The organism is Nocardioides sp. B129/18 (genome assembly GCF_055282735.1).
Genome location: NZ_JBUZJI010000005.1, coordinates 75,820 through 94,952 on the forward strand (window position 1 = coordinate 75,820; position 19,133 = coordinate 94,952).

Consider the following 19,133-nt stretch of genomic DNA (forward strand, 5'->3'; position numbering starts at 1 on the left):
CCGCCGGGCCGCTCAGGCGGCGGCGCGCACCGGCGGACGGCGCCGCGTCAGCAGCACCCCGACGATCGCCAGCGCTCCGCCGAGGAAGGCCAGCGTCGGCGGCACCTCGTCGAGCAGGCCCCACGCCAGCAGCGTGGTGATCACCGGCACCAGGAACGTGGTGAGCGAGAGCGCCCCCGCGCCGGTGCGGGCCAGGGCGTAGGCCCACGTCGTGAAGGCCACCGCGCTGGGGAAGACGCCCAGGTAGACCACCAGCAGGATCGTGCCCGCCGACCCGTCACGCACGACGTCGAGCAGCTGGCCGGCGAACGGCAGGCACACCACCGCGCCGATCGCGGTGACGGTGAACGTCGTCTCCAGCGCGCCCGCCGAGGCCAGGATGGGCTTCTGGGTGAGCACCCCGACGGCGTAGGACACCGCGGCGACGGAGGCCAGCACCACGCCGAGCACGTCGCCCGACGCGTGCCCCGAGGAGCCCTGCGCGATCACGACGACGCCCGCGAACCCCACGCCCATGCCGATCACCAGCCACCGGTGCAGCGGCTCGGAGAGGAACAGCGCGGCCAGCAGCGCCACCAGCAGCGGCCCCACCTGCACCACCATCGCCGCGGTGCCGGCGTCGATGCGACGCTCGGCGGCGTTGAGGGTGATGTTGTAGACGCCGAACCACAGCGCTCCGCACACCAGCAGCTGCGGCAGCATCCGCCGCGCGGGCCAGCGGTGCTCGCGGCGGGTCAGGAGCAACGCCCCGAGCGCGATCGCCGCGACCAGCAGCCGTCCGAGGCTCAGCGCGCCGGGCGTCACGTCCTCGCCGAGGTGGCGGATCGCCACGAACGCCGACGCCCACAGCACCAGCGTGGTGCCTGCGGCCGCGACCGGCAGCCAGGAGCGGGTGGTCGCGTCGATCGGAGCGGTGGTCGTCGGGGAGGTCACGCCCCGACCCTAGGGCGTCGCCTCCGCCGTTGGCTCGCGGGTTTCGGACAGCGCTGCGCGGTCGTCTGCCAGAGCCCGTGAGCCCGACGTCAGCGGCGACTGCCCCACGAGCCAGGGGGTGCGATCGGCGGGCGCGATCCAGACGAAGGCCACGGGGAGGCCAGCACGATCAGCAGGCTGATCGCGCCGTACGCGAGGTAGGCCACCCAGCGGGGGTCGAGGGTTCCGCCTGGTCGCTCGTCACGCGGACAGTCTCCTCCGTCGGGTCAGCAGATGGGCCGCCACCCAGAGGACGAAGCCCACCACGAGCGCGGCGAAGATCGGTGTCCCGGTGTTCTCGTGGTCGGCGAACCAGGCGACGCCGACGGAGGCGGTCGCGAGGAGAGGGACGAGGGTCTCCAGACAGCCGAACGCTCGGCTGCTCAGGATCGAGGGGGCGCCGACGTACACGACAGCGACCTCGAGGGCGAAGACGACGCGCATCCTGCCGTCCGACAGCACGAGATCGAGCGGCAACGTCGCCAGGACCAGCAGACCGCCGACGATCGCCACACCCGTGCTGATGCGCTCCCATGCTGTCATCGGCTGCGCCTCGGGTCGCCGAACCGGCTCACCGAGCAGATCGACGTCGGGTGATGACGTGCGCCGCCGTCCAGGCGACGACACCGAGCAGGAGCGCGGAGAAGATCGCCGAGCCGGTGCGGTCGTGGTCGGCGAACCACGCGACCCCGACGATCAACGTCGCGAACAGGGGCGTCACGACCTCCAGGCACCCGTACGCGCCGCGGATCAGCACGGCGGCCGCGGCCAGGTAGACGAGGCCCACGTCGATCGCGAAGACGACCCTGAGCGCGGTGTCGGAGAGCACGAGTCCGAGCGGCGCCGTCGCCAGCACCAGCAGCATCCCTGCCGCTCCCAGTGCGAAGCTCGCCTTCTCGATCGGTGTCAACGGCTGGCGCCGCGACTCCTCGCTCACGCGCTCACCTCCTGGTCCGAGTCCTCCCAGGAGGCGGTCGCGACCACCGCGTCGAAGAGCTGGACCATCGCCTCTTCGTGCTCCACGAGAGGCGTGGAGAAGCTCAGAAGGGCGCGCCGACCCGCGGTTCCCTGGACCAGGTAGTCGACGGCCAGACTCGGCATCTGCTCGCCGTGGAACTCCGTGAGGCGGGATCGCACGACCCGGACGACCCGTCCGAGATCGAGCTGGAGCACCTCCTGGCGACCGCCCAGCTCATCGCCCCACCCGGGATCGTCGTCACCCGCGCGTGGGCGGAGGGGGGTGAGCACCAGCGACCCGGACAGCGGTGCGCTCTCCGGCCCGGCGATGGCCAGCAACGAGGCGCCCGTGGAGCGGGCCTCCTCGGCCTGCCGGTGGAGATCGTCGCGGACCTCGCGCCGCAGGCGCGCGCCGGTGCCGTCGTCGAGGGGAAGGCGCGCGACGATCCGGTCGATGGTGCGAGCGCAGTCATCGGCGCGTCGCAGCGGGAGGCCGACCCAGCTCGGCGGCAGTGCGAGTCTCACGAGGCTCCCTGGGGCTCGAGGCGGACCTCGACGGTCTCGGCGATGTCACGGGCGGTGAGGGCGAGGTCGTCGATCAGATGCAGTGCGGTCGTCGAGAAGGTCAGGCTGATCGCGTCGCTCGCGCCATCGGGGAAGATGCCGAAGACCAGCGTCTGCTCGACGGTGCCGTCGGGAAGAGCGTCCTGACGGTCGACGATGAGAGCTGGGCCGGCCGGGAGGTCGGTCTCGAAGACCTCGACCTCGAGCGCCTCGCCCGTCGCGGGCGGCGCGTCCCGCATGAGTCGCAGGAAGTCCTTGCGGCTCGCGTCCGAGAACAGGTGCGCCGTGAGGTAGGCGACCGGATAGCCCACCTCGGGATCCGGGACCCAGATCGCGTAGAGGATCGGCTCGTCGGCCAGCACGGCCGGCTGCGCCCGCGACATCAGGTCGATCAGTGCGTCGCGGGCGGCCTCCGTGGTGGTGACGCTGCGCGCGGAGGACTCGATCTCGGCCCGTGTGTCGGGCGCCCCAGGAGGGCCCAGGGGGATGCTCGCCCAGTCCTCTGGGGCGAGGACGTTCCACGCCGCGATGATCGACTTGGCTCGACCCCACATCAGCGCGCGCCGAGGTGGAGCTGCGACGCGGGCGAGTCGCCGAAGAGGACGTCGCTGCCCCAGAACTGGTACTGGTCGAGACCTGCGGAGAAGGTGGTGGTCCCGACGGCGAGACCGGTCATCGTGTGGCTGCGGATCGCGAGATCGCCGAGACCGGACACGGCGTCGTTCATGCCGCGCATGGTCGCGATGTGGCTGAGGGCGTCGGAGTCCTGGGTGAAGCGTGCCAGGAGCTCGGCGGGCCCCTTGGCGCGGACCATGTCCATCACCGCTCCCGGGCTCTGGCTGAGTCCGGACATGACGTTGGACGGCCGGAACGCCGTGGCGACGTTGGGGAAGAACTCGCGCATGTCCTGGGCCGCGTCGCGGAACGGCGCCGATGCCGAGAGCAGGCGGCCGTTGCGGGCGGCGTCGACCATGCTGCGGGCGTTGGCCCGGGAGAGTCCGGCCAGGGCGTCGTTGTGGAGGAGCGCCTTGATGACGGCCTTGGACGATCCCATCGCCGGAAGGCCTTGCGAGGCGCGCAGGGCGCGCGACGTGGCGGCGATGCGGCCGGCGTTGAGGCGGCTCGCCGCGCGGACTCCGGTCATGACGGTCCGGCCGCCGGCGATGGCGGCACGGCCGAGTCCGAAGCTCGCGAGACCGACGACATCGAGCAGGACGTTCTTCCAGTCCCCCTTGCCGCCGATCCACAGGGCCGTGTTCGCCAGCAGCGACACGACGCCCGCGATCAGGGCGATGGTTCCGAGAACCGCGGCCAGCGCCTGGCCGATGACCGGGATCCAGCCGACGAGCAGCGCGGCGATGCCGGCGATGGAGGCGATCAAGCCTGCGATGTCGGCGATCTTCTGGATCACCGAGGCGACGTTGTCCCACCAGGAGTCGTTCAGGTCGGACCCGTCGACGACGTCCTCGATGCGGCGCCGGGCGCGGTCGGCGGCGTCCTCGGCGTCGTTGCGAGCGTTCTCCGCCTTGCGCTGGGCGGCCTCGAGACGCCCGGAGGCCTCGGAGTGGGCCTGGGAGAACCGGTTGACCGACGCCTGCAGGCCGGTGAGATCGGCTGCGGGCTGGTCGGGCGGGAGGGCGTCGTTGGCGGTGCGGGCGCGCGTGAGGTCGTCGTCGGCGCTGGCGCGGTTGCGGTCGGCCTGCTGCATGTCCTCGCGGGCGGCGGTGGCCTCGCGCAGCGCGGCGTCGGCGTCGTTCTGGGCCAGTGCGAGCGCGGTGGAGTAGTCGCTCAGCGCGGCGCCGGTGTTGGCGTAGCGCTCCTGCGCCCTGGAGATGTCGCTCGCGACGCCGTTGGCGGAGGAGACGAACTCCTCGACGGCCTCGGACTTCATCTGGGAGTCGCCGGCGATCTCGCGCAGCCGGCGGGCGGCGGTCTCGATCGCCTCGGCGACCTCGCGGTAGTGACGCCCTGCGCCGGCGACGCGCTCGGCGTCCCCGGGGGTGGGGTCGGAGGAGAGGCCCAGCGGGGACCAGTCCCGGGGCCGGGCGGTCACTTCTCGCCCTTGAGGGCCGCGGCGAGGTCGGAGTCGAGCTGCGCGAAGGTCTCGCCCGTCTTCGAGGCCTGCTCGGCCAGCGTGCTGATGCCCTCGAGCATGTCGGCGCGGGTGTCGTCCCACTTGTGGGCGAAGTCGCGGACCTTGTCGGCCAGGCGGTGGTTGCCCACCCAGCCGGCGACGTCGTCGCTGATGTCGTTGGCGTTCTCGAACTCCGAGGCGACCGACCGGAGGCTGTGTCCGGCCTCGATCAGCACCTCGGTGTCGATGTTCAGGTCAGGCATGTCGTCCTCGTGGGGGTCCGCGGCACGGCGCTCCCGGTAGCAGCGCGTCGGGGGTGTCGTTCCCCGGAAGACGCGCCGCGAAACCCGGGGACGACGGTGGCTCAGAGGTCGAGCTTGTAGCCCAGGCCGCGGACGGTGACGAGGAACTTCGGCTCCGAGGGGTCGGGCTCGAGCTTGGCGCGCAGCCGCTTGACGTGGACGTCGAGGGTCTTGGTGTCGCCGACGTAGTCCGAGCCCCACACGCGGTCGATGAGCTGGCCGCGGGTCAGCACCCGGCCGGGGTTGCGCAGGAACATCTCGAGGAGCTCGAACTCCTTGAGCGGCAGGCGCTGCTCGCTGCCGTCGACGGTGACGACGTGGCGCTCGACGTCCATGCGCACCGGGCCCGCCTCGAGGGTCGAGGGGGAGAGGTCCGGCTCCGCGCCGCGACGCAGGACGGCGCGGATGCGGGCGACGAGCTCGCGCGGGGAGTACGGCTTGGTGACGTAGTCGTCGGCGCCCAGCTCGAGGCCCACCACCTTGTCGACCTCGTCGTCCTTCGCGCTGACCATGATCACCGGGACGCTGGACGTCGAGCGGATCTGCCGGCACACCTCGGTGCCGGGGATCCCGGGCAGCATCAGGTCGAGCAGGACGATGTCGGCGCCGTTGCGGTCGAACTCGCTCAGGGCGGCATGCCCGTCCGCGGCCACGGCGACCTCGAAGCCCTCCTTGCGGAGCATGTACGAGAGCGCCTCGCTGTAGCTCTCCTCGTCCTCGACCACGAGCACTCGGGTCACGGGCGTTCCTCCTGCGTCTGTGCCGGCGTCGGAGCCGGCAGTCGATCGGTGCCGCGGTGGAGCGGCAGGCTGAGGGTGAAGGTGGAGCCCTGACCCTCGGCCGACCACACGCGGATCTCGCCGCCATGGGTGGCGGCGACGTGCTTGACGATGGACAGCCCCAGGCCGGTGCCGCCCGTGGAGCGGTGACGGGCCGGGTCGACCCGGTAGAACCGCTCGAAGATCCGGTCCAGATCGGTGGTGGGGATGCCGATGCCCTGGTCGACCACCGAGATCTCGACCATGCCGTCCTCGGCCTTCGTCGTCACCGCGACCGTGGAGTCGGCGTCGCTGTAGGCGACGGCGTTGGCGACGAGGTTGGAGACCGCGGCCATCACCTGCTGCTCGTTGCCGAAGACCTCGAGGTCGTGGACGCCGTGGGTGACGACCTCGATGCGCTTGGCCTCGGCGTCGATGCGGCTGGTGTCGACCGCGACCTTGACGACGTCGTCGACGCACACCGCGACGGGGGCGTCGAGCGGGTCGTCGGCCTGCAGGCGGGAGAGCTCGATGATCTGCTGCACCAGGCGCGAGAGCCGGTCGCTCTCGGTGAGCATGCGGCCGGCGAAGCGCTTGACGGCCTCGGGGTCGTCGGCCGCGCCGTGCACGGCCTCGGCCAGGAGGCGGATCGCGCCGACGGGGGTCTTCAGCTCGTGGCTGACGTTCGCGACGAAGTCACGGCGGACCTCCTCGACGCGACGCTCGCGGGTGCGGTCCTCGACCAGCGCGAGCACGACGCGCGAGCCCAGGGGCGCGACGCGGGCCGTGACGTGGCGGGCGCCGCCGTCGGGCCGGGCGATGACGAGCTCGGTCTCGCGGATCTGGCCGTCGCGGCGCACCTGCTGGACCAGCTCGGCGAGCTCCTCGAGCGCCAGCTCGTTGCCGCGCACCAGGCCGAGGGCGTAGGCGGGGGCGGAGGCCTTGAGCACCGAGTCGCTGTCGTCGACGACGACCGCGCTGCTGCGCAGCACGGAGAGCACGGCGGCCACGCCGGGCGGGAGGAGCGGCTCGGGCGCTGGGGCCGGCGTACGCTGCTCCCGGTCGCTCACGTGCCACGCGAGCACTGCCGCGCCGGCGACGACGGCCCCGATCAGCGCGGCGAGGAACGCCTGCGTCGTCGGGTTCACGTGCCTGATCGTACGCATGGCGCACACCGGCCATTCACCAACGGAGACGAACCTTCACGCTGTTCATCCAGCGTTCACGCGTCACCGCCATCTGGTCACCTATCATCCGTAGGCTTCGGCGCATGCGCGATGTGTTCCACGAGCAGCTCGACTCCGTCTTCGACGACCTCGCCGAGATCTGCGGTCGGGTCGAGGCCTCGGTCCGCTCGGCCACCGAGGCCCTCCTCACCGGCGACGCCGCCATCGCGGAGCGGGTGATCTCCGAGGACATCGAGATCGACCGCGCCCGCGAGCGCGTCGAGGAGAACGCCTTCGAGCTGCTCTCCCTGCAGGCGCCCGTCGCCGGCGACCTCCGGGTCGTCATCGCCGCGCTGCGCATGGTCAGCGAGCTCGAGCGGATGGGCGACCTCTCGGTGCACGTCGCCAAGATCGCCCGCCTGCGGGTGCCCGCCCGGGCCGTCCCCGACGAGATCCGTCCCACCGTCGAGCGGATGGGCCAGATCGCCGAGGACATGGTGCGCCGGGTCGCCGACATCATCCTCAGCCGCGACGTCCGCGCCGCCATCGAGCTCGGGCGCGACGACGAGATCATGGACCAGCTGCGCCGCACGAGCTTCACCCAGCTGCTCTCCGACGACTGGGCGCACGGCGTCGAGGCGGCCGTCGACATCGCCCTCCTGGGCCGCTACTACGAGCGCATCGCCGACCACGCGGTCTCGATCGCCCACCGGGTGGTCTTCGTCGTCACCGGCGAGAACCCGCGCAGCGTGCGCGCCGCCGGCGCCGACCTGCCGGCCTGAGCCCGAACGGCTGCACGACCGGACGCGCGAAGGGCCGGGATCCCCGCGGGGATCCCGGCCCTTGGCGCTCGTGCGGGGTGGGGCGCTCAGCGACCCTGGTTCGCGACGGCTGCGGCGGCCGCGGCGGCGGCCTCGGGGTCGAGGTACTCGCCCCCGGCCACGGTGGGCCGCAGGTCGTCGTCGAGCCGGTAGACCAGCGGCATCCCGGTGGGGATGTTGAGTCCGGCGATGTCGTCGTCGCTGATGCCGTCGAGGTGCTTGACGATCGCGCGCAGGCTGTTGCCGTGGGCGGCGATCAGCACGGTCGAGCCGCCGCGGAGGTCCGGGACGACCGCCGACTCCCAGTAGGGCAGCAGGCGGGCGATGACGTCCTTGAGGCACTCGGTGCGCGGCAGCTCCTCGCCGAGGTCGGCGTAGCGCGGGTCCGCGGACTGGGAGAACTCGTCGTCGTCGGCCAGCGGCGGCGGCGGGACGTCGAAGGAGCGGCGCCAGAGCATGAACTGCTCCTCGCCGAACTCCTCGAGGGTCTGCTTCTTGTCCTTGCCCTGCAGCGCGCCGTAGTGACGCTCGTTGAGCCGCCACGAACGACGCACCGGGATCCAGTGCCGCTCGGCGGCGTCGAGCGCGAGGGCCGCGGTGTTGATGGCACGGCGCTGCAGCGAGGTGTGGACGACGTCGGGCAGCACGCCGGCCTCGCGGAGCAGCTCGCCGCCGCGGACCGCCTCGCCGCGACCCTTCTCGGTGAGGGCGACGTCGACCCAGCCGGTGAAGAGGTTCTTGGCGTTCCACTCGCTCTCGCCGTGGCGGAGCAGCACGAGGGTGTGGGTCACGAGGTCACTCGCCCACGTTCTCGGAGTGCGGCATGGGGGAGGTGCTGGGCTGCGCGCAGCTGTACGCCTCGCCCTTCTCGTCGGTGTCGGTGGGCTCGGCCGAGGGGACCTCGGTCGGGGTGGCCGACGGGGACGCGGCCGGGGAGGCCTTGTCGGCGAAGGCGGTGTCGAAGCCCTGGAACTCGTCGCAGTTGGTGACGACGGTGACGCCCATGGTGGTGCTCTGGCCGTTGCTGAAGGTGAAGGTCATGTTCAGCACCTGGCCGGCGCCGTACTCGCCGGTGACGCCGATGCGGTCCTCGGCGAGGTCGGCGTTGCGCAGCGGGGCCAGGGGGATCGCCGGGAAGGAGGCGACCTCGACCTTGGTCGAGCCGGCCGGCTCGACGCCCTGCAGGGAGATGCGCTTCTCCGGGGAGCCGTTGGAGATGCTCGCGACGAGGGTGCCCTCGCCCGGGCGCGAGGACACGATGACGGCGCTGAGGATGTCGACCTCGCCGTCACGGTCGTTCAGGCCGGCGGCCGGCGTGTAGACGCGGTCCGTGGCGTAGTTGAAGCCGCACGAGGAGAGCATCGGGGTGGCGATCGCGAGCGCCGCCACCGCGAGCGCGGCGGAGCGGCGGACGGGCCGGCGGTGAGGCATGGTGAGACCTTCGGGTGTCGTCGGGCGAGGCGTCACCAGCCTATCGCCGGGTGGGTGCTCCGCGCGCACCGGCTCAGCAGTCGACCCGGTCACGTCCGCGGCCGGGCCCGTGCAGGCGGCTGGGCAGGACGGCTGGGCAGGACGGCTGTGCGGACGGCCGCTCAGGCGCGCAGGCCGACCGAGGAGCCGACGAGGGCCAGGCCGACCAGGCTCAGCACGATCCAGGCCGAGCTGAGCGTCAGGAGGCGTCCCGCGCCCAGGCGCAGGCCGACCCGCAGGGGCAGGTAGCGCCAGCCGTCCTCGTGGTCGGGCACCAGGCCCCACAGGGCGGTGAAGAGGTGGACGCCGACGCCCAGGAGCGCGGCCAGGGCGATCATCGCGGGCTGTGGCGGATCGCCGAGGCTCGCCCCGCCCCACCCGCCGTAGGAGAGGAAGGCGGGGTAGAGCGCGAAGGACGCCGCCCAGGTGACCCAGCTGAGGACGCCGCGGCGCAGCACGTGGTTGCCGAGGACGCCGAGGGCCACCGCGGCGAGGTAGACCGAGCCGGCGCGCACGCCGTTGGCGATCGCCAACGGCACCAGGAGCAGCACCCCGCAGGTGAGGGCGTAGCCGAGCGTGCCGACGGCCAGCCCGTCGGTGAGCGCCTTGCGGCCCGCCGCATGACGGGCGTCGCGCTCGCGGTCGACGAGGTCGTTGTGCCAGCCCAGCACCAGCTGGCCGACCAGCACCGTCGCCAGCACCAGCAGCACCTCGCGCTGCGGACGGCCGGCCAGCGCGGCGGCGACGGCCATCACGACCGCGGTGAGGACGCCCTGCCGCGGGTGGGCGGCGCGCAGGAGGAGGACGGGCGTGAGGGTGCGGACCGAGAGGCGCCGCGCGGTGGGCGCGGGACTGCTGGCGGTCCGCTCGTCGGGAGTCGTGCCGGGCAGGGCCATGGCGCCAGTATCGGCCAGGGGGCCCGGCTCCTGAGCACCCCTCCGGTCCCCGGGCGTGCCTCGAAACCGGTGCGGGTCGATCAGGTTTGAGATCGTCGAGAAGCGGGTACACGCGGGCGCCACCACAGCCCTCCGGGTCGTGTCAACCCCTCCGATGCGACCGATCACGGCTCTGACCTGCGCAAACGCCGTGGATGACCTTCTCAGGCCGTGTTAAGATAGAGACCTAGGAAGGGGAACCTGACATATGACTTTCACCGTCGGCGAAACGGTCGTCTACCCGAATCACGGGGCTGCCGTCATCGAGGACATCGAGACCCGCACCATCAAGGGAGAGGACCGGCAGTACCTCGTGCTGCGGATCGTCGCCCAGCAGGACCTCGTGGTCCGCGTGCCCGCCTGCAACCTCGACCTGGTCGGGGTGCGCGACGTCGTCGACAAGGAGGGCCTGGACCGCGTCTTCGACGTCCTGCGCGCTGCGCACGTCGAGGAGCCCACCAACTGGTCGCGCCGCTACAAGGCCAACCTGGAGAAGCTGCACTCCGGCGACGTCATGAAGGTCGCCGAGGTCGTCCGTGACCTGTGGCGCCGCGAGCGCGACCGCGGCCTCTCGGCCGGCGAGAAGCGCATGCTGGCCAAGGCCCGTCAGATCCTCGTCTCCGAGCTGGCGCTGGCCGAGCACACCAACGAGGACAAGGCCGAGGCCATCCTCGACGAGGTGCTCGCCTCCTGATCCACGCACATCCGTGCTGACGACGGCCCCCGGGGGATCCCCGGGGGCCGTCGTGCGTCCCGGCGACTCCCGGCCTAGGGTCGGAGCCGTGAGCGGACCCCTCCCCGAGCCCGTCGACCTCCCGCCCCCCGACGACGGCGAGGAGCGCCCGGACGCGCTCGGCCTGGTGCTGGAGGCCGGACGCGGCTCCCTGCCCTTCGCGCTCGTCCACGGCGAGCCCCTGGTGGCCTGCGCGGCCTGGGCGCTCGGCGAGGCCGGGGTCGACCTGGTCGACCTCGGGGTCGGCGTCGGGGCGCTCGCCGCGACGGGCGACCCCGTCGTCCTCCACGACGCGCTGTGCCCGCTCACGCCGCCGGCGTTCGTCGTCGCCTGTCTGCTCGAGGCCGTGCGCGAGGACGTCGCGGTGCTGGGCGTGCGCCCGGTCAGCGACACCGTCAAGCGGCTCGAGGACGCCGACGGCGTCGCGCTGCTGGGCGAGACCCTCGACCGCGACGCGCTGCTGGCGCTGGCCTCGCCGCTGGTGCTGCCGGCGCGGCACGTGGCCGAGCTCGAGCGCCGCGGCGTGCGGCTCGACGACGGCGTCGACCTCGGCGCGGTGGCCCGGCTGCTCGCGGAGTCCGGTCCCGACGAGGTGCGCCTCGCGCTCGCCCCGCCCGTCGGCCGCCGGGTGCACGACGTCGAGGAGCTGCGCCTCCTGGAGGCGCTCGACCCCCGGTGAGGGCTCAGGCGTCGAGCAGCCGCTCGGCCAGGGCGAGGTCCTCGGGCCAGGTGACCTTGAGGTTGAGCGCGGATCCGGCGACGGCCACCACGCGCGCGGCGGCGTCGCCGTGCGCGGCCAGGCAGGCCGCGGTGTCGGTGCCCTCGAAGCCCGCCGCCTGCGCCGCCCGATAGGCCGCCAGCAGCGGCGCGGCCCGGAAGGCCTGCGGGGTCTGCATGCCCGCGAGCGGGCCCTCGACGGCGCCGAGGGAGGCGTCGAGGAGATCGCGCACCGGCGTCACCGGCACCGCGCCACCGTGCTCCTCGGCGGCGTCGAGCACGCCGCCGTAGAGGGTCGCGGTGGCCAGGGGGCGGGCGCCGTCGTGGATCGCGACGAGCCGCAGCGCGCCGGACTCCACGTCCGGGGCCAGGTGCTGCAGCGCCGCCCACTCCGAGGCATGGCGGGTGGCGCCGCCGGTGACGACCTCGACCTCGGCGTCGTCGGGCAGGTGCGGCTCGACGGCCGCGGCGACGGCGGCCTCCTCGCCGGCACGCACCACCAGGACGACCCGCGCGGCGACCGCGCAGGCGGTGCGCACCGAGCGCGCCAGCACCGGCACGCCGGCCAGCGGGACGAGCACCTTGTTGACCGGGACGCCGTCGAGCTCGGCGCCGACGCGGGTGCCCGATCCGGCGCCCAGCACCACCACCGCCGTGCCCGTTCGCTGCGTCCCGCTCACGGCCGCGAACCTACCGCCCGCGCCCGCCGGGAGATTTACACGGTTGTGACATGAGGAAACCGGGGACGTCGAATCGCGCGCCTAGCGTCCCTCGCGTGGAGCGGCGAGGAGGAGGTGCGCGATGAGCCCGCGGCTGCGCAGGGACGGGGACGGCCACGCCGAGTGGCAGCCGGTCTGCCAGCTCGACCAGCTGGAGGTCGAGCGGGGCGCGACCGCGCTCGTGCACGGCCAGGCCGTCGCGATCTTCCGCGTCGACGACCAGCACGTCTACGCCCTCGGCAACCACGACCCCTTCGCCAAGGCCTCGGTGATCGCCCGCGGCATCGTCGGCTGGCGCGGCGAGGTGCCCTTCGTCGCCTCCCCGGCGCACCGGCACGCCTTCGACCTGCGCTCGGGCCGCTGCCTGGAGGACACCAGCGTCTCGGTGCCCGCCTACGACGTGAAGGTCGTCGAGGGCGTCGTGCTGGTGGGGCACCGCAAGAGCGCGGCCTGATCCGCGCGGGACCCGGTGCTGCGGCTCCTGTGCGGCGTGACCGCCGACGTCGGCGCGCTCGCCTAGGCTGTGGCGGCCATGCCGAACCCCGCCCCCGCTCCCGCCCCGTCCGACCCCGACGCCCAGGCCCGCTCCGCGCGGGTCCGCGCCGTGCTGGGCGGCGCCGTGGCCGCGCTCGGCGGCACCGAGCGGGAGGGCCAGGTGGCCATGGCCGAGGCCGTCGCCGCCGCCTTCGAGGAGGGCGAGCACCTGCTCGTCCAGGCCGGCACGGGCACCGGCAAGTCGCTGGCCTACCTGGTGCCGGCGCTGCTGCACCGCGAGCGCGTAGTCGTCGCCACCGCCACCCTCGCCCTCCAGCACCAGCTCGTCGAGCGCGACGTGCCGCGGCTGGTCGAGGCCATCAAGGGCACGGCCGGCGTCGACGCCTCCTACGCCGTGCTCAAGGGCCGCTCGAACTACGCCTGCCTGCATCGCATCCGCGAGGGCGTCCCGGACGACCAGGGCGTGCTCGTCGACGTCCCGCAGGGCTCGATGGCCGAGAAGGTGCTCGAGCTGCGGGCCTGGGCCGAGGAGGAGGCCGAGGGCGGCGGCACCGGCGAGCGCGACGCCGCCCCGCGCCACACCGAGCGCGAGTGGCGTCAGGTCAGCGTCGGCCACCGTGACTGCCTCGGCGCCAGCCGCTGCCCGTTCGGCCAGGAGTGCTTCGCCGAGCAGGCCCGCGAGCGCGCCCACCGCAGCCACCTGATCATCACCAACCACTCGCTGCTGGCCATCGACGCCATCGAGGGCGTCCCGATGATCCCCGAGTACGACGCCGTCGTCGTCGACGAGGCCCACGAGCTCGTCGCCCGCGTCACCCAGGCCGCCACCGACGAGCTGTCGGCCGCCGACGTCGAGCGGGCCGCGCGCCGTGCGCAGCGGCACGTCGACGGCTCCGAGGCCGATGACCTCGCCGACGCCTCCGACGCCCTGCGCGCCGCGATCAACGACACCCGGGCGGGCCGGCTCGAGCAGCTGCCCGTCGACCTCAGCGACGCCCTCGCCCTCGTGCGCGACGCCGCCCGCGGCTGCATCTCGGCCTTCCCGAAGGAGTCCGGCGAGGACGCCGACCCCGGCCGCCAGCAGGCGCGCGGCGGTGTCCAGGAGGTCTTCCAGATCGCCGAGCGGATGGCCGCCTGCAGCCAGCACGACGTCGTGTGGCTCTCCGAGGGCGGCGAGCGCATCCCGCCGCGGCTGTGCGTCGCGCCCCTGCAGGTCTGGGGTCCGATGCGCGAGCGGCTGCTCGCCGACAAGACCGTCGTGCTCACCTCCGCCACCCTCATGCTCGGCGGCGACTTCGGCGCCGTGGCCGGCAGCCTGGGGCTCAAGCCCTCCGAGCGCAGCGACGCCGGCGCCGCGCCCGCCACGGCCGCCGACGCCCAGCCCTGGCGCGGCCTCGACGTCGGCAGTCCCTTCGACTACGGCCAGCAGGCGATCCTCTACGTCGCCCGCCACCTCCCGCCGCCGGGCCGAGACGGCCTCGCGCCCGCGGCGCTCGAGGAGATCGTCGAGCTGATCGACGCCGCCGAGGGCCGCACGCTGGGCCTGTTCTCCTCCCGGCGCGCCGCGGAGGCGGCCGCCGAGGCGGTGCGCGAGCGGCTGCCGCACCTCACCACCCTCGCGCAGGGCGACGCCCAGCTGCCCGAGCTCGCGCGGCAGTTCGTCGCCGATCCCCACACCTGCCTCTTCGGCACGCTCTCCCTGTGGCAGGGCCTCGACGTCCCCGGCGACACCTGCCAGCTCGTCCTCATCGACCGCATCCCGTTCCCGCGGCCCGACGACCCCCTCATGAGCGCACGCCAGCGCGCCGCCGACCAGGCCGGCGGCAACGGGTTCATGCAGGTGGCCGCCACCCACGCCGCGCTGCTGCTGGCCCAGGGCGCCGGCCGCCTGATCCGCTCGGTCGGCGACCGCGGCGTCGTCGCGATCCTCGACCCGCGGCTGGCCACCGCCCGCTACGGCGGCTTCCTGCGGGCCAGCCTCCCGCCGATGTGGAGCACCACCGACCCCGCCCTGGTGCGTCAGGCGCTCGCGCGCCTGGCCGCCGCAGGGCGGGGCTGAGGGAAACCTTCGAGGACGCCACCTCGGCGCGCGTGGCGCACGGCGTGACTCGTGGATCCCTACCGCACGAAGGAGGAGGGGCCAGCGTCGTCCTCCGGGTCGTCCTCGATGCCGCGACGCAGGTTCTCCGGCAGCTCCAGCCCGTACTTCTCGGCGAGCAACATCGTGGCGCCGAAGTGACGTGCTTGCCTCACCGTGTCGGACAGCACATGCGAGTTCGTGCCTGCTCCTGCTAGAGCGGCAATGACTGGCATGCCCATGCGGGCGTTCTTCACAGGAACCCGCTTGCCGTCGCCGACCTGTTTGAGCAACCTTTCCACCGCGGCCATCAACCGGTGGTCGTCGCGGAGTTTCTGGCTCCAGTTCACTCGGCCCTTTGCAGTGCTGAAGGCTTCGCCCGCCCGTTTCACGGATTGTGCCTTGACAGCCTGATTCCTGTATCCACGGGCGACCATGCGGTCGATCATGTGCTTCATCTCGGGGTCCTTGGCGTCGTAGCCGTACGAATAGCAGACGCGAGTGGCGATGGCGCCGGTCAACGCCTGCATGGCGATGAGGTCGAGCCCGATCGCGGCGGCACTGCCAAGTACAGGGACAGGGATCATCGCCAGCGATCCCAGGGCTGCTCCCTCTGCTGCTCCGAGGGTCGCCCACCTCAGGACCATCCCGTCCGTGAGACTCTCGAGGTCCTTGAGATCCAGCTCGCGGAGGTCCTCGAGTGCTTCGATCTCCTTGCCCTGCTCGCGGTGATATGCCAGGACCTTCTCAGGGTCGGTCAGCTCGACGACCCAGTCATTCAGGAGCTCAAGAAGTCGAACCATGTTGCGCAGGGTGGGGGCCAGTGCCGAATCCAGCATGTCGCTGGCAGCGTCCTTGACCCGCTCCGGCGCGGCGTTCGCGATCTTGCTTCCGGCCTTCGAGGCAGTGGCCTTGGTTGCGTCGACCGACGACTCGAGCGCTTCCCTGGCCTTCGGCGGCAGCAAGGCCCTTCGTCCACGCGCCTTCTTCTCCCAATGCGCTTGAAGCTCCTTCCACCTCTTATGCTCATAGGCGGACATCGGTCCTTGCGCGGGCGCCTCGTCGTTCATGGCAGTGAGGCTAGGCCAGCCCTCCGACACCTCGGCAGGTTCAGCGCCGGAGTGGGTGGGCCGGAACAGGCGGCTCATCTGCGTGGACATGGCGCGTCGAGGGCATGGCTCGGAGTCGCCAGCCGACTTCGAGCCCAGAGCTCGCCGTGATGCACCGGAGATCGACGTCCTGTGCCACGGCAGCCGGGAGACCGGCTGGGGTGGCACCTCGGCGACGGCCGCTACAGGTGCGCGACGCCCTCGTAGGGGCTCAGCGAGAGGTCGAAGAACGACGCCACCGTCGGCGCGACGTCGTAGGTGTGCGCCGCCGCCACGGAGGTGCGCGCCTTCGGCACCCGCGGGTGGCCGCCGGCCAGCCAGAAGGGGATCGGGGCGGTGGCCGGGTGACCGTGGTTGCCCGGGATCGGGTTGCTGGTGGCGCTGGGGTCCGAGAAGCGCCAGCCGGCCTCGCAGTAGGCGACGAGGTCGCCGGCGCCCGCGCCCAGCCGCAGCGCGGCCGGCTCGTGGGTCTCCAGGACGCCCTCGGTGGCCTCGGCCAGGCGTCGCATCCGCGCGATCGCCGCACTGCGCTGGGAGGCCGCGCCGGTCCAGTAGCAGAGGTCGGCTCCGCCGTTGTCGGCGATCTGCACCTTCCCCGCGAGCAGCGGGTCGGCGTCGAAGGCGCTCTTCAGGCTGATGAACCGGTTCGGCAGCGACCAGTCCATCGAGTGGTCGGCCAGCACGCAGACCAGGGCGTCCTTCCACTGGCCCGAGGCCTTGAGGGCGTCGACGAACCGGCCGACCTGGAGGTCGGTGTCGGCCAGCGCGAGACGGCGGGCGACCTTCAGCGTGGTGCCGGTGAGGTCGGCGTGGCCGAAGCGGTCGATGTCGCCGAGGTTCACGAACATCAGGTGCGGGTCGTAGTCCTGCACCATCGCCAGCGCCGCCTGCATGATGAACAGGTCGGGGGCGTGGTCGGTGATCGGCAGCGTCGGCGAGGGCTCCCAGCGGCGGCCGGCGCGCGTGCCGAAGATGCCGTAGAGGTACTCCTTGGAGAGCACGGTGGCGGTGCGGTACCCGCGGGCTCGGAGCCGCTCGATGACCGTGACGGCCTTGAGGTCGGTGGGGCGATCGAGATCGCGGACGACCTTCTCGGCCCGGTCGTAGACGCTGTTGGCCGGGACGCCGGTGCGGTCTGGCCGCAGCCCGGTCATCATCATCGTGTGGTTCGGGATGGTCTCCATCACCGGCAGCGAGCGGGCCCGCGGCAGGTTGAGCCCCCCGGTGCGCAGGGCGTGCAGGTTCGGCGTCAGCGTGGCGCTGATCTCCGAGGGCCGGCAGCCGTCGATCACCAGCACGTAGGCACGACGTCGGGTGGCCGGTGCGGGGGCCGCCTCCGCGGCGGTGCCGGTGAAGACCAGGCCCGCGGCGGCCGCGGCCGCGCCGCTGAGCACGGTGCGTCGGCCGCTGCGCATCTCGCGCAGGCCGCGCTCGAAGGGCCGCTCGTCGGTGCGCGGGTGCGAGGAGGAGGTGCACATCAGGCGTTCACCGGTCCCTCGGCGGCGCTCAGCGCGTTGCTGCCGGCCAGCGTCCGGTACGACACCGACCAGGTGGCCGGCGAGGTGCGCACCCGGCGGTCCCCGATGACGAACCAGTCGCACTGGGTGCGTTCGGGGGTGACGTCGAGGACGCAGAACCCGTGGCTGTCGAAGTCGAGGTACTGGATGTGCCGGTTGGCGGCCTTGATGGCGGTCTCGACCGCGACGCTCGCGGTGCGCGGGGGTGCGCCGGTGATGTCCTTGAGGTTGTTCGAGGTGATCGAGGCACCGACGAACTCCACCGCCAGCGACTCCCCGACGGCCGGGTAGAGCGAGGCGTCGCTGGGCAGGTCGGCCGCCCAGCCGGAGTGGATGTCGCCGGTGATGAAGACGACGTCGCGGGTCTGATGGTCGGCGAGGTGCTGGAAGACCGTGCGTCGGTCGGCGGTGTAGCCGTCCCACTGGTCGACGTTGTAGGGGATGCCGTCGGTGGGCAGCACGCCCGTGGCGGTGTGCAGCGCGGTCGCGAGCTCGCGGGGCAGCGTGCCGAAGTCGACCGGCGCGATCATCACCGGGTTGCCGATGATCTTCCACTGCACGGCCGTGGAGGCCAGCGACTGCTTGAGCCAGGCCATCTGGGCTGCGCCGGTGATGGTGCGCGAGGGATCGTCGACCGCGCCGACGCCGGGGCCGGGGGAGGCGACCTGCTCGGAGCGGTAGGAGCGCAGGTCGAGCATGCTGATCTCGGCGAGCTGGCCGAAGCGGAAGCGGCGGTAGAGCCGGTCGCCGTCGCCGAGGGCGGCGGTGCCGTTCAGGCGCACCGGCATCCACTCGTCGTAGGCCCGGTGCGCGCGGGCGCGGCGCCGCGTCCACGAGCCCTCCGTGGCGGGCGTGTGGTTCTCCGCGCCGCCGGACCACTGGTCGTTGGCGACCTCGTGGTCGTCCCAGGTGATGATCCAGGGGTAGGCCGCGTGGAGGTCCTGCAGGTCGCGGTCGGTCTTGTACTGCGCGTGGCGCTGGCGGTAGTCGGCGAGGCTGAGCACCTCGTGCGCCGGCACGTGCGGGCGCACGTCGACGTCGTCCTTGCCGTAGCCGTACTGCCCGGGGCCGTACTCGTAGAAGTAGTCGCCGAGGTGGACGATCAGGTGCAGATCGTCGCGCGCGGCCAGGCCGCGGTAGGCGGCGAAGTAGCCGGCCTGCCAGTTGGCGCAGGAGGTGAACCCGAGCCGCAGGTGCCGCAGCTCGGCGTCGTGCGCGGGCGCGGTGCGGGTGCGGCCCACGCGGCTGACCTGGCCGGCCGCCGTGAAGCGGTACCAGTGCCAGGTGGCCGGAGCGAGGCCGCGGACGTCGACCTTGACGGTGTGATCGCGCGCCGCGGAGGTCGCGAAGGTGCCCTTCTTGACGATGCGCCGGAAGCGCCGGTCGGTGGCGACCTCCCACACGACGTCGGTGCGCGGACCGCGGCCGCTGCCGGGCAGTGCGGTGGCGGTGGGCGTCACGCGCGTCCAGAGGACGACGGCGTCGGGGAGCGGGTCGCCCGAGGCGACGCCGTGCTGGAAGACGCGGTGCGTGGCGGCGTCAGCGCTGGAGCCGAGGGCGCCGACGGCGCCGGCCGTGCCGACGGCGACGGGCGCGGAGGCCAGGACGGCGCGGCGGCCGACGGCGGGGAGATCGAGGTGGGTCACGCGCCCTCAACGCAGCAAGGGCTCCGGAGGTGACGGCGCGGGCGGCAGGTGTCGCGGAGGCGTCGCCGAGCGTTCACCCGCGGGCCATCGGGGACGGCCCG

At 73.0% G+C, this 19,133-nt stretch carries 21 protein-coding genes; 5 read left to right on the forward strand and 16 right to left on the reverse strand.

What is annotated here, in order from left to right:
* Window positions 1–12: 12 nt before the first annotated feature.
* From ACZDWJ_RS05355 to ACZDWJ_RS05395, 9 genes are all read right to left on the reverse strand, one after another.
* Window positions 13–933, reverse strand: coding sequence for a DMT family transporter (locus ACZDWJ_RS05355; RefSeq protein WP_463519894.1), 921 nt, complete (start codon window positions 931–933; stop codon window positions 13–15).
* Between the two features lie 240 nt (window positions 934–1,173).
* Complete coding sequence (locus tag ACZDWJ_RS05360) at window positions 1,174–1,485, reverse strand: hypothetical protein (protein ID WP_463519895.1); 312 nt, start codon at window positions 1,483–1,485, stop codon at window positions 1,174–1,176.
* 58 nt (window positions 1,486–1,543) lie between these two features.
* The gene (locus ACZDWJ_RS05365; RefSeq protein ID WP_463519896.1) at window positions 1,544–1,909 is read right to left on the reverse strand and encodes a hypothetical protein; all 366 of its coding nucleotides are present in this window, start codon (window positions 1,907–1,909) and stop codon (window positions 1,544–1,546) included.
* Window positions 1,906–2,454 (reverse strand): hypothetical protein, encoded by a 549-nt coding sequence (locus ACZDWJ_RS05370; protein WP_463519897.1) that lies wholly within the window; start codon window positions 2,452–2,454, stop codon window positions 1,906–1,908. The genes ACZDWJ_RS05365 and ACZDWJ_RS05370 overlap by 4 nt, the downstream gene beginning before the upstream one ends.
* Window positions 2,451–3,047 (reverse strand): hypothetical protein, encoded by a 597-nt coding sequence (locus tag ACZDWJ_RS05375; protein WP_463519898.1) that lies wholly within the window; start codon window positions 3,045–3,047, stop codon window positions 2,451–2,453. Before ACZDWJ_RS05375 ends, ACZDWJ_RS05370 begins: the two co-directional genes overlap by 4 nt.
* Window positions 3,047–4,546 carry a DUF308 domain-containing protein gene (locus ACZDWJ_RS05380; protein WP_463519899.1) on the reverse strand — a complete coding sequence of 500 codons (1,500 nt, stop codon included), beginning with the start codon at window positions 4,544–4,546 and terminating at the stop codon, window positions 3,047–3,049. Before ACZDWJ_RS05380 ends, ACZDWJ_RS05375 begins: the two co-directional genes overlap by 1 nt.
* Complete coding sequence (locus ACZDWJ_RS05385; protein WP_463519900.1) at window positions 4,543–4,830, reverse strand: hypothetical protein; 288 nt, start codon at window positions 4,828–4,830, stop codon at window positions 4,543–4,545. Before ACZDWJ_RS05385 ends, ACZDWJ_RS05380 begins: the two co-directional genes overlap by 4 nt.
* Window positions 4,831–4,931: 101 nt before the next feature.
* Window positions 4,932–5,609 (reverse strand): response regulator, encoded by a 678-nt coding sequence (locus ACZDWJ_RS05390; RefSeq protein ID WP_463519901.1) that lies wholly within the window; start codon window positions 5,607–5,609, stop codon window positions 4,932–4,934.
* Window positions 5,606–6,775, reverse strand: coding sequence for a sensor histidine kinase (locus tag ACZDWJ_RS05395; protein ID WP_463519902.1), 1,170 nt, complete (start codon window positions 6,773–6,775; stop codon window positions 5,606–5,608). Before ACZDWJ_RS05395 ends, ACZDWJ_RS05390 begins: the two co-directional genes overlap by 4 nt.
* A gap of 122 nt (window positions 6,776–6,897) precedes the next feature.
* On the opposite strand from ACZDWJ_RS05395, the gene phoU reads away from it, so the two are divergent.
* Window positions 6,898–7,575, forward strand: coding sequence for a phosphate signaling complex protein PhoU (gene phoU, locus ACZDWJ_RS05400; RefSeq protein WP_463519903.1), 678 nt, complete (start codon window positions 6,898–6,900; stop codon window positions 7,573–7,575).
* 86 nt (window positions 7,576–7,661) lie between these two features.
* Here phoU and ACZDWJ_RS05405 read toward each other — a convergent pair whose 3' ends face one another.
* From ACZDWJ_RS05405 to ACZDWJ_RS05415, 3 genes are all read right to left on the reverse strand, one after another.
* On the reverse strand, window positions 7,662–8,405 hold the full coding sequence (locus ACZDWJ_RS05405; protein WP_463519904.1) for a phosphoglyceromutase: 744 nt from the start codon (window positions 8,403–8,405) through the stop codon (window positions 7,662–7,664).
* 4 nt (window positions 8,406–8,409) lie between these two features.
* Window positions 8,410–9,045, reverse strand: a complete 636-nt coding sequence (locus tag ACZDWJ_RS05410; protein WP_463519905.1) for a hypothetical protein — start codon at window positions 9,043–9,045, stop codon at window positions 8,410–8,412.
* A 161-nt stretch (window positions 9,046–9,206) separates the two neighbouring features.
* Window positions 9,207–9,980, reverse strand: a complete 774-nt coding sequence (locus ACZDWJ_RS05415) for a UbiA prenyltransferase family protein (RefSeq protein ID WP_463519906.1) — start codon at window positions 9,978–9,980, stop codon at window positions 9,207–9,209.
* A 247-nt stretch (window positions 9,981–10,227) separates the two neighbouring features.
* Here ACZDWJ_RS05415 and ACZDWJ_RS05420 point away from each other — a divergent pair, with 247 nt between their 5' ends.
* Together ACZDWJ_RS05420 and ACZDWJ_RS05425 are read left to right on the forward strand one after the other, a co-directional pair.
* Window positions 10,228–10,713 carry a CarD family transcriptional regulator gene (locus ACZDWJ_RS05420; protein WP_116570704.1) on the forward strand — a complete coding sequence of 162 codons (486 nt, stop codon included), beginning with the start codon at window positions 10,228–10,230 and terminating at the stop codon, window positions 10,711–10,713.
* 88 nt (window positions 10,714–10,801) lie between these two features.
* A complete protein-coding gene (locus ACZDWJ_RS05425; protein WP_463519907.1) occupies window positions 10,802–11,431 on the forward strand; it encodes a 2-C-methyl-D-erythritol 4-phosphate cytidylyltransferase in 630 nt (209 codons plus the stop codon).
* A gap of 4 nt (window positions 11,432–11,435) precedes the next feature.
* Here ACZDWJ_RS05425 and ACZDWJ_RS05430 read toward each other — a convergent pair whose 3' ends face one another.
* A complete protein-coding gene (locus ACZDWJ_RS05430) occupies window positions 11,436–12,149 on the reverse strand; it encodes an IspD/TarI family cytidylyltransferase (RefSeq protein ID WP_463519908.1) in 714 nt (237 codons plus the stop codon).
* A 121-nt stretch (window positions 12,150–12,270) separates the two neighbouring features.
* Between ACZDWJ_RS05430 and nirD the strand changes: the two genes are divergently transcribed.
* Window positions 12,271–12,642, forward strand: a complete 372-nt coding sequence (nirD, locus tag ACZDWJ_RS05435; RefSeq protein ID WP_463519909.1) for a nitrite reductase small subunit NirD — start codon at window positions 12,271–12,273, stop codon at window positions 12,640–12,642.
* Window positions 12,643–12,720: 78 nt separating this feature from the next.
* On the forward strand, window positions 12,721–14,742 hold the full coding sequence (locus tag ACZDWJ_RS05440; RefSeq protein ID WP_463519910.1) for an ATP-dependent DNA helicase: 2,022 nt from the start codon (window positions 12,721–12,723) through the stop codon (window positions 14,740–14,742).
* 59 nt (window positions 14,743–14,801) lie between these two features.
* Here ACZDWJ_RS05440 and ACZDWJ_RS05445 read toward each other — a convergent pair whose 3' ends face one another.
* From ACZDWJ_RS05445 to ACZDWJ_RS05455, 3 genes are all read right to left on the reverse strand, one after another.
* Window positions 14,802–15,830 carry an EcsC family protein gene (locus tag ACZDWJ_RS05445; protein ID WP_463519911.1) on the reverse strand — a complete coding sequence of 343 codons (1,029 nt, stop codon included), beginning with the start codon at window positions 15,828–15,830 and terminating at the stop codon, window positions 14,802–14,804.
* A gap of 221 nt (window positions 15,831–16,051) precedes the next feature.
* Entirely contained in the window at window positions 16,052–17,347 is a 1,296-nt protein-coding gene (locus tag ACZDWJ_RS05450) for an alkaline phosphatase family protein (RefSeq protein ID WP_463519912.1), read from the reverse strand.
* Window positions 17,347–19,032, reverse strand: coding sequence for an alkaline phosphatase D family protein (locus ACZDWJ_RS05455; RefSeq protein WP_463519913.1), 1,686 nt, complete (start codon window positions 19,030–19,032; stop codon window positions 17,347–17,349). Before ACZDWJ_RS05455 ends, ACZDWJ_RS05450 begins: the two co-directional genes overlap by 1 nt.
* Window positions 19,033–19,133: the final 101 nt, after the last annotated feature.

Excerpts from the sequence above, each read along its gene's own strand:
- nirD (WP_463519909.1), top strand. The coding sequence starts at position 12,271 with ATGAGCCCGCGGCTGCGCAGGGACGGGGACGGCCACGCCGAGTGGCAG.
- ACZDWJ_RS05420 (WP_116570704.1), top strand. The coding sequence starts at position 10,228 with ATGACTTTCACCGTCGGCGAAACGGTCGTCTACCCGAATCACGGGGCT.
- ACZDWJ_RS05445 (WP_463519911.1), bottom strand. The coding sequence starts at position 15,830 with ATGAACGACGAGGCGCCCGCGCAAGGACCGATGTCCGCCTATGAGCAT.
- ACZDWJ_RS05440 (WP_463519910.1), top strand. The coding sequence starts at position 12,721 with ATGCCGAACCCCGCCCCCGCTCCCGCCCCGTCCGACCCCGACGCCCAG.
- ACZDWJ_RS05450 (WP_463519912.1), bottom strand. The coding sequence starts at position 17,347 with ATGTGCACCTCCTCCTCGCACCCGCGCACCGACGAGCGGCCCTTCGAG.
- ACZDWJ_RS05375 (WP_463519898.1), bottom strand. The coding sequence starts at position 3,047 with ATGTGGGGTCGAGCCAAGTCGATCATCGCGGCGTGGAACGTCCTCGCC.
- phoU (WP_463519903.1), top strand. The coding sequence starts at position 6,898 with ATGCGCGATGTGTTCCACGAGCAGCTCGACTCCGTCTTCGACGACCTC.
- ACZDWJ_RS05410 (WP_463519905.1), bottom strand. The coding sequence starts at position 9,045 with ATGCCTCACCGCCGGCCCGTCCGCCGCTCCGCCGCGCTCGCGGTGGCG.
- ACZDWJ_RS05385 (WP_463519900.1), bottom strand. The coding sequence starts at position 4,830 with ATGCCTGACCTGAACATCGACACCGAGGTGCTGATCGAGGCCGGACAC.
- ACZDWJ_RS05415 (WP_463519906.1), bottom strand. The coding sequence starts at position 9,980 with ATGGCCCTGCCCGGCACGACTCCCGACGAGCGGACCGCCAGCAGTCCC.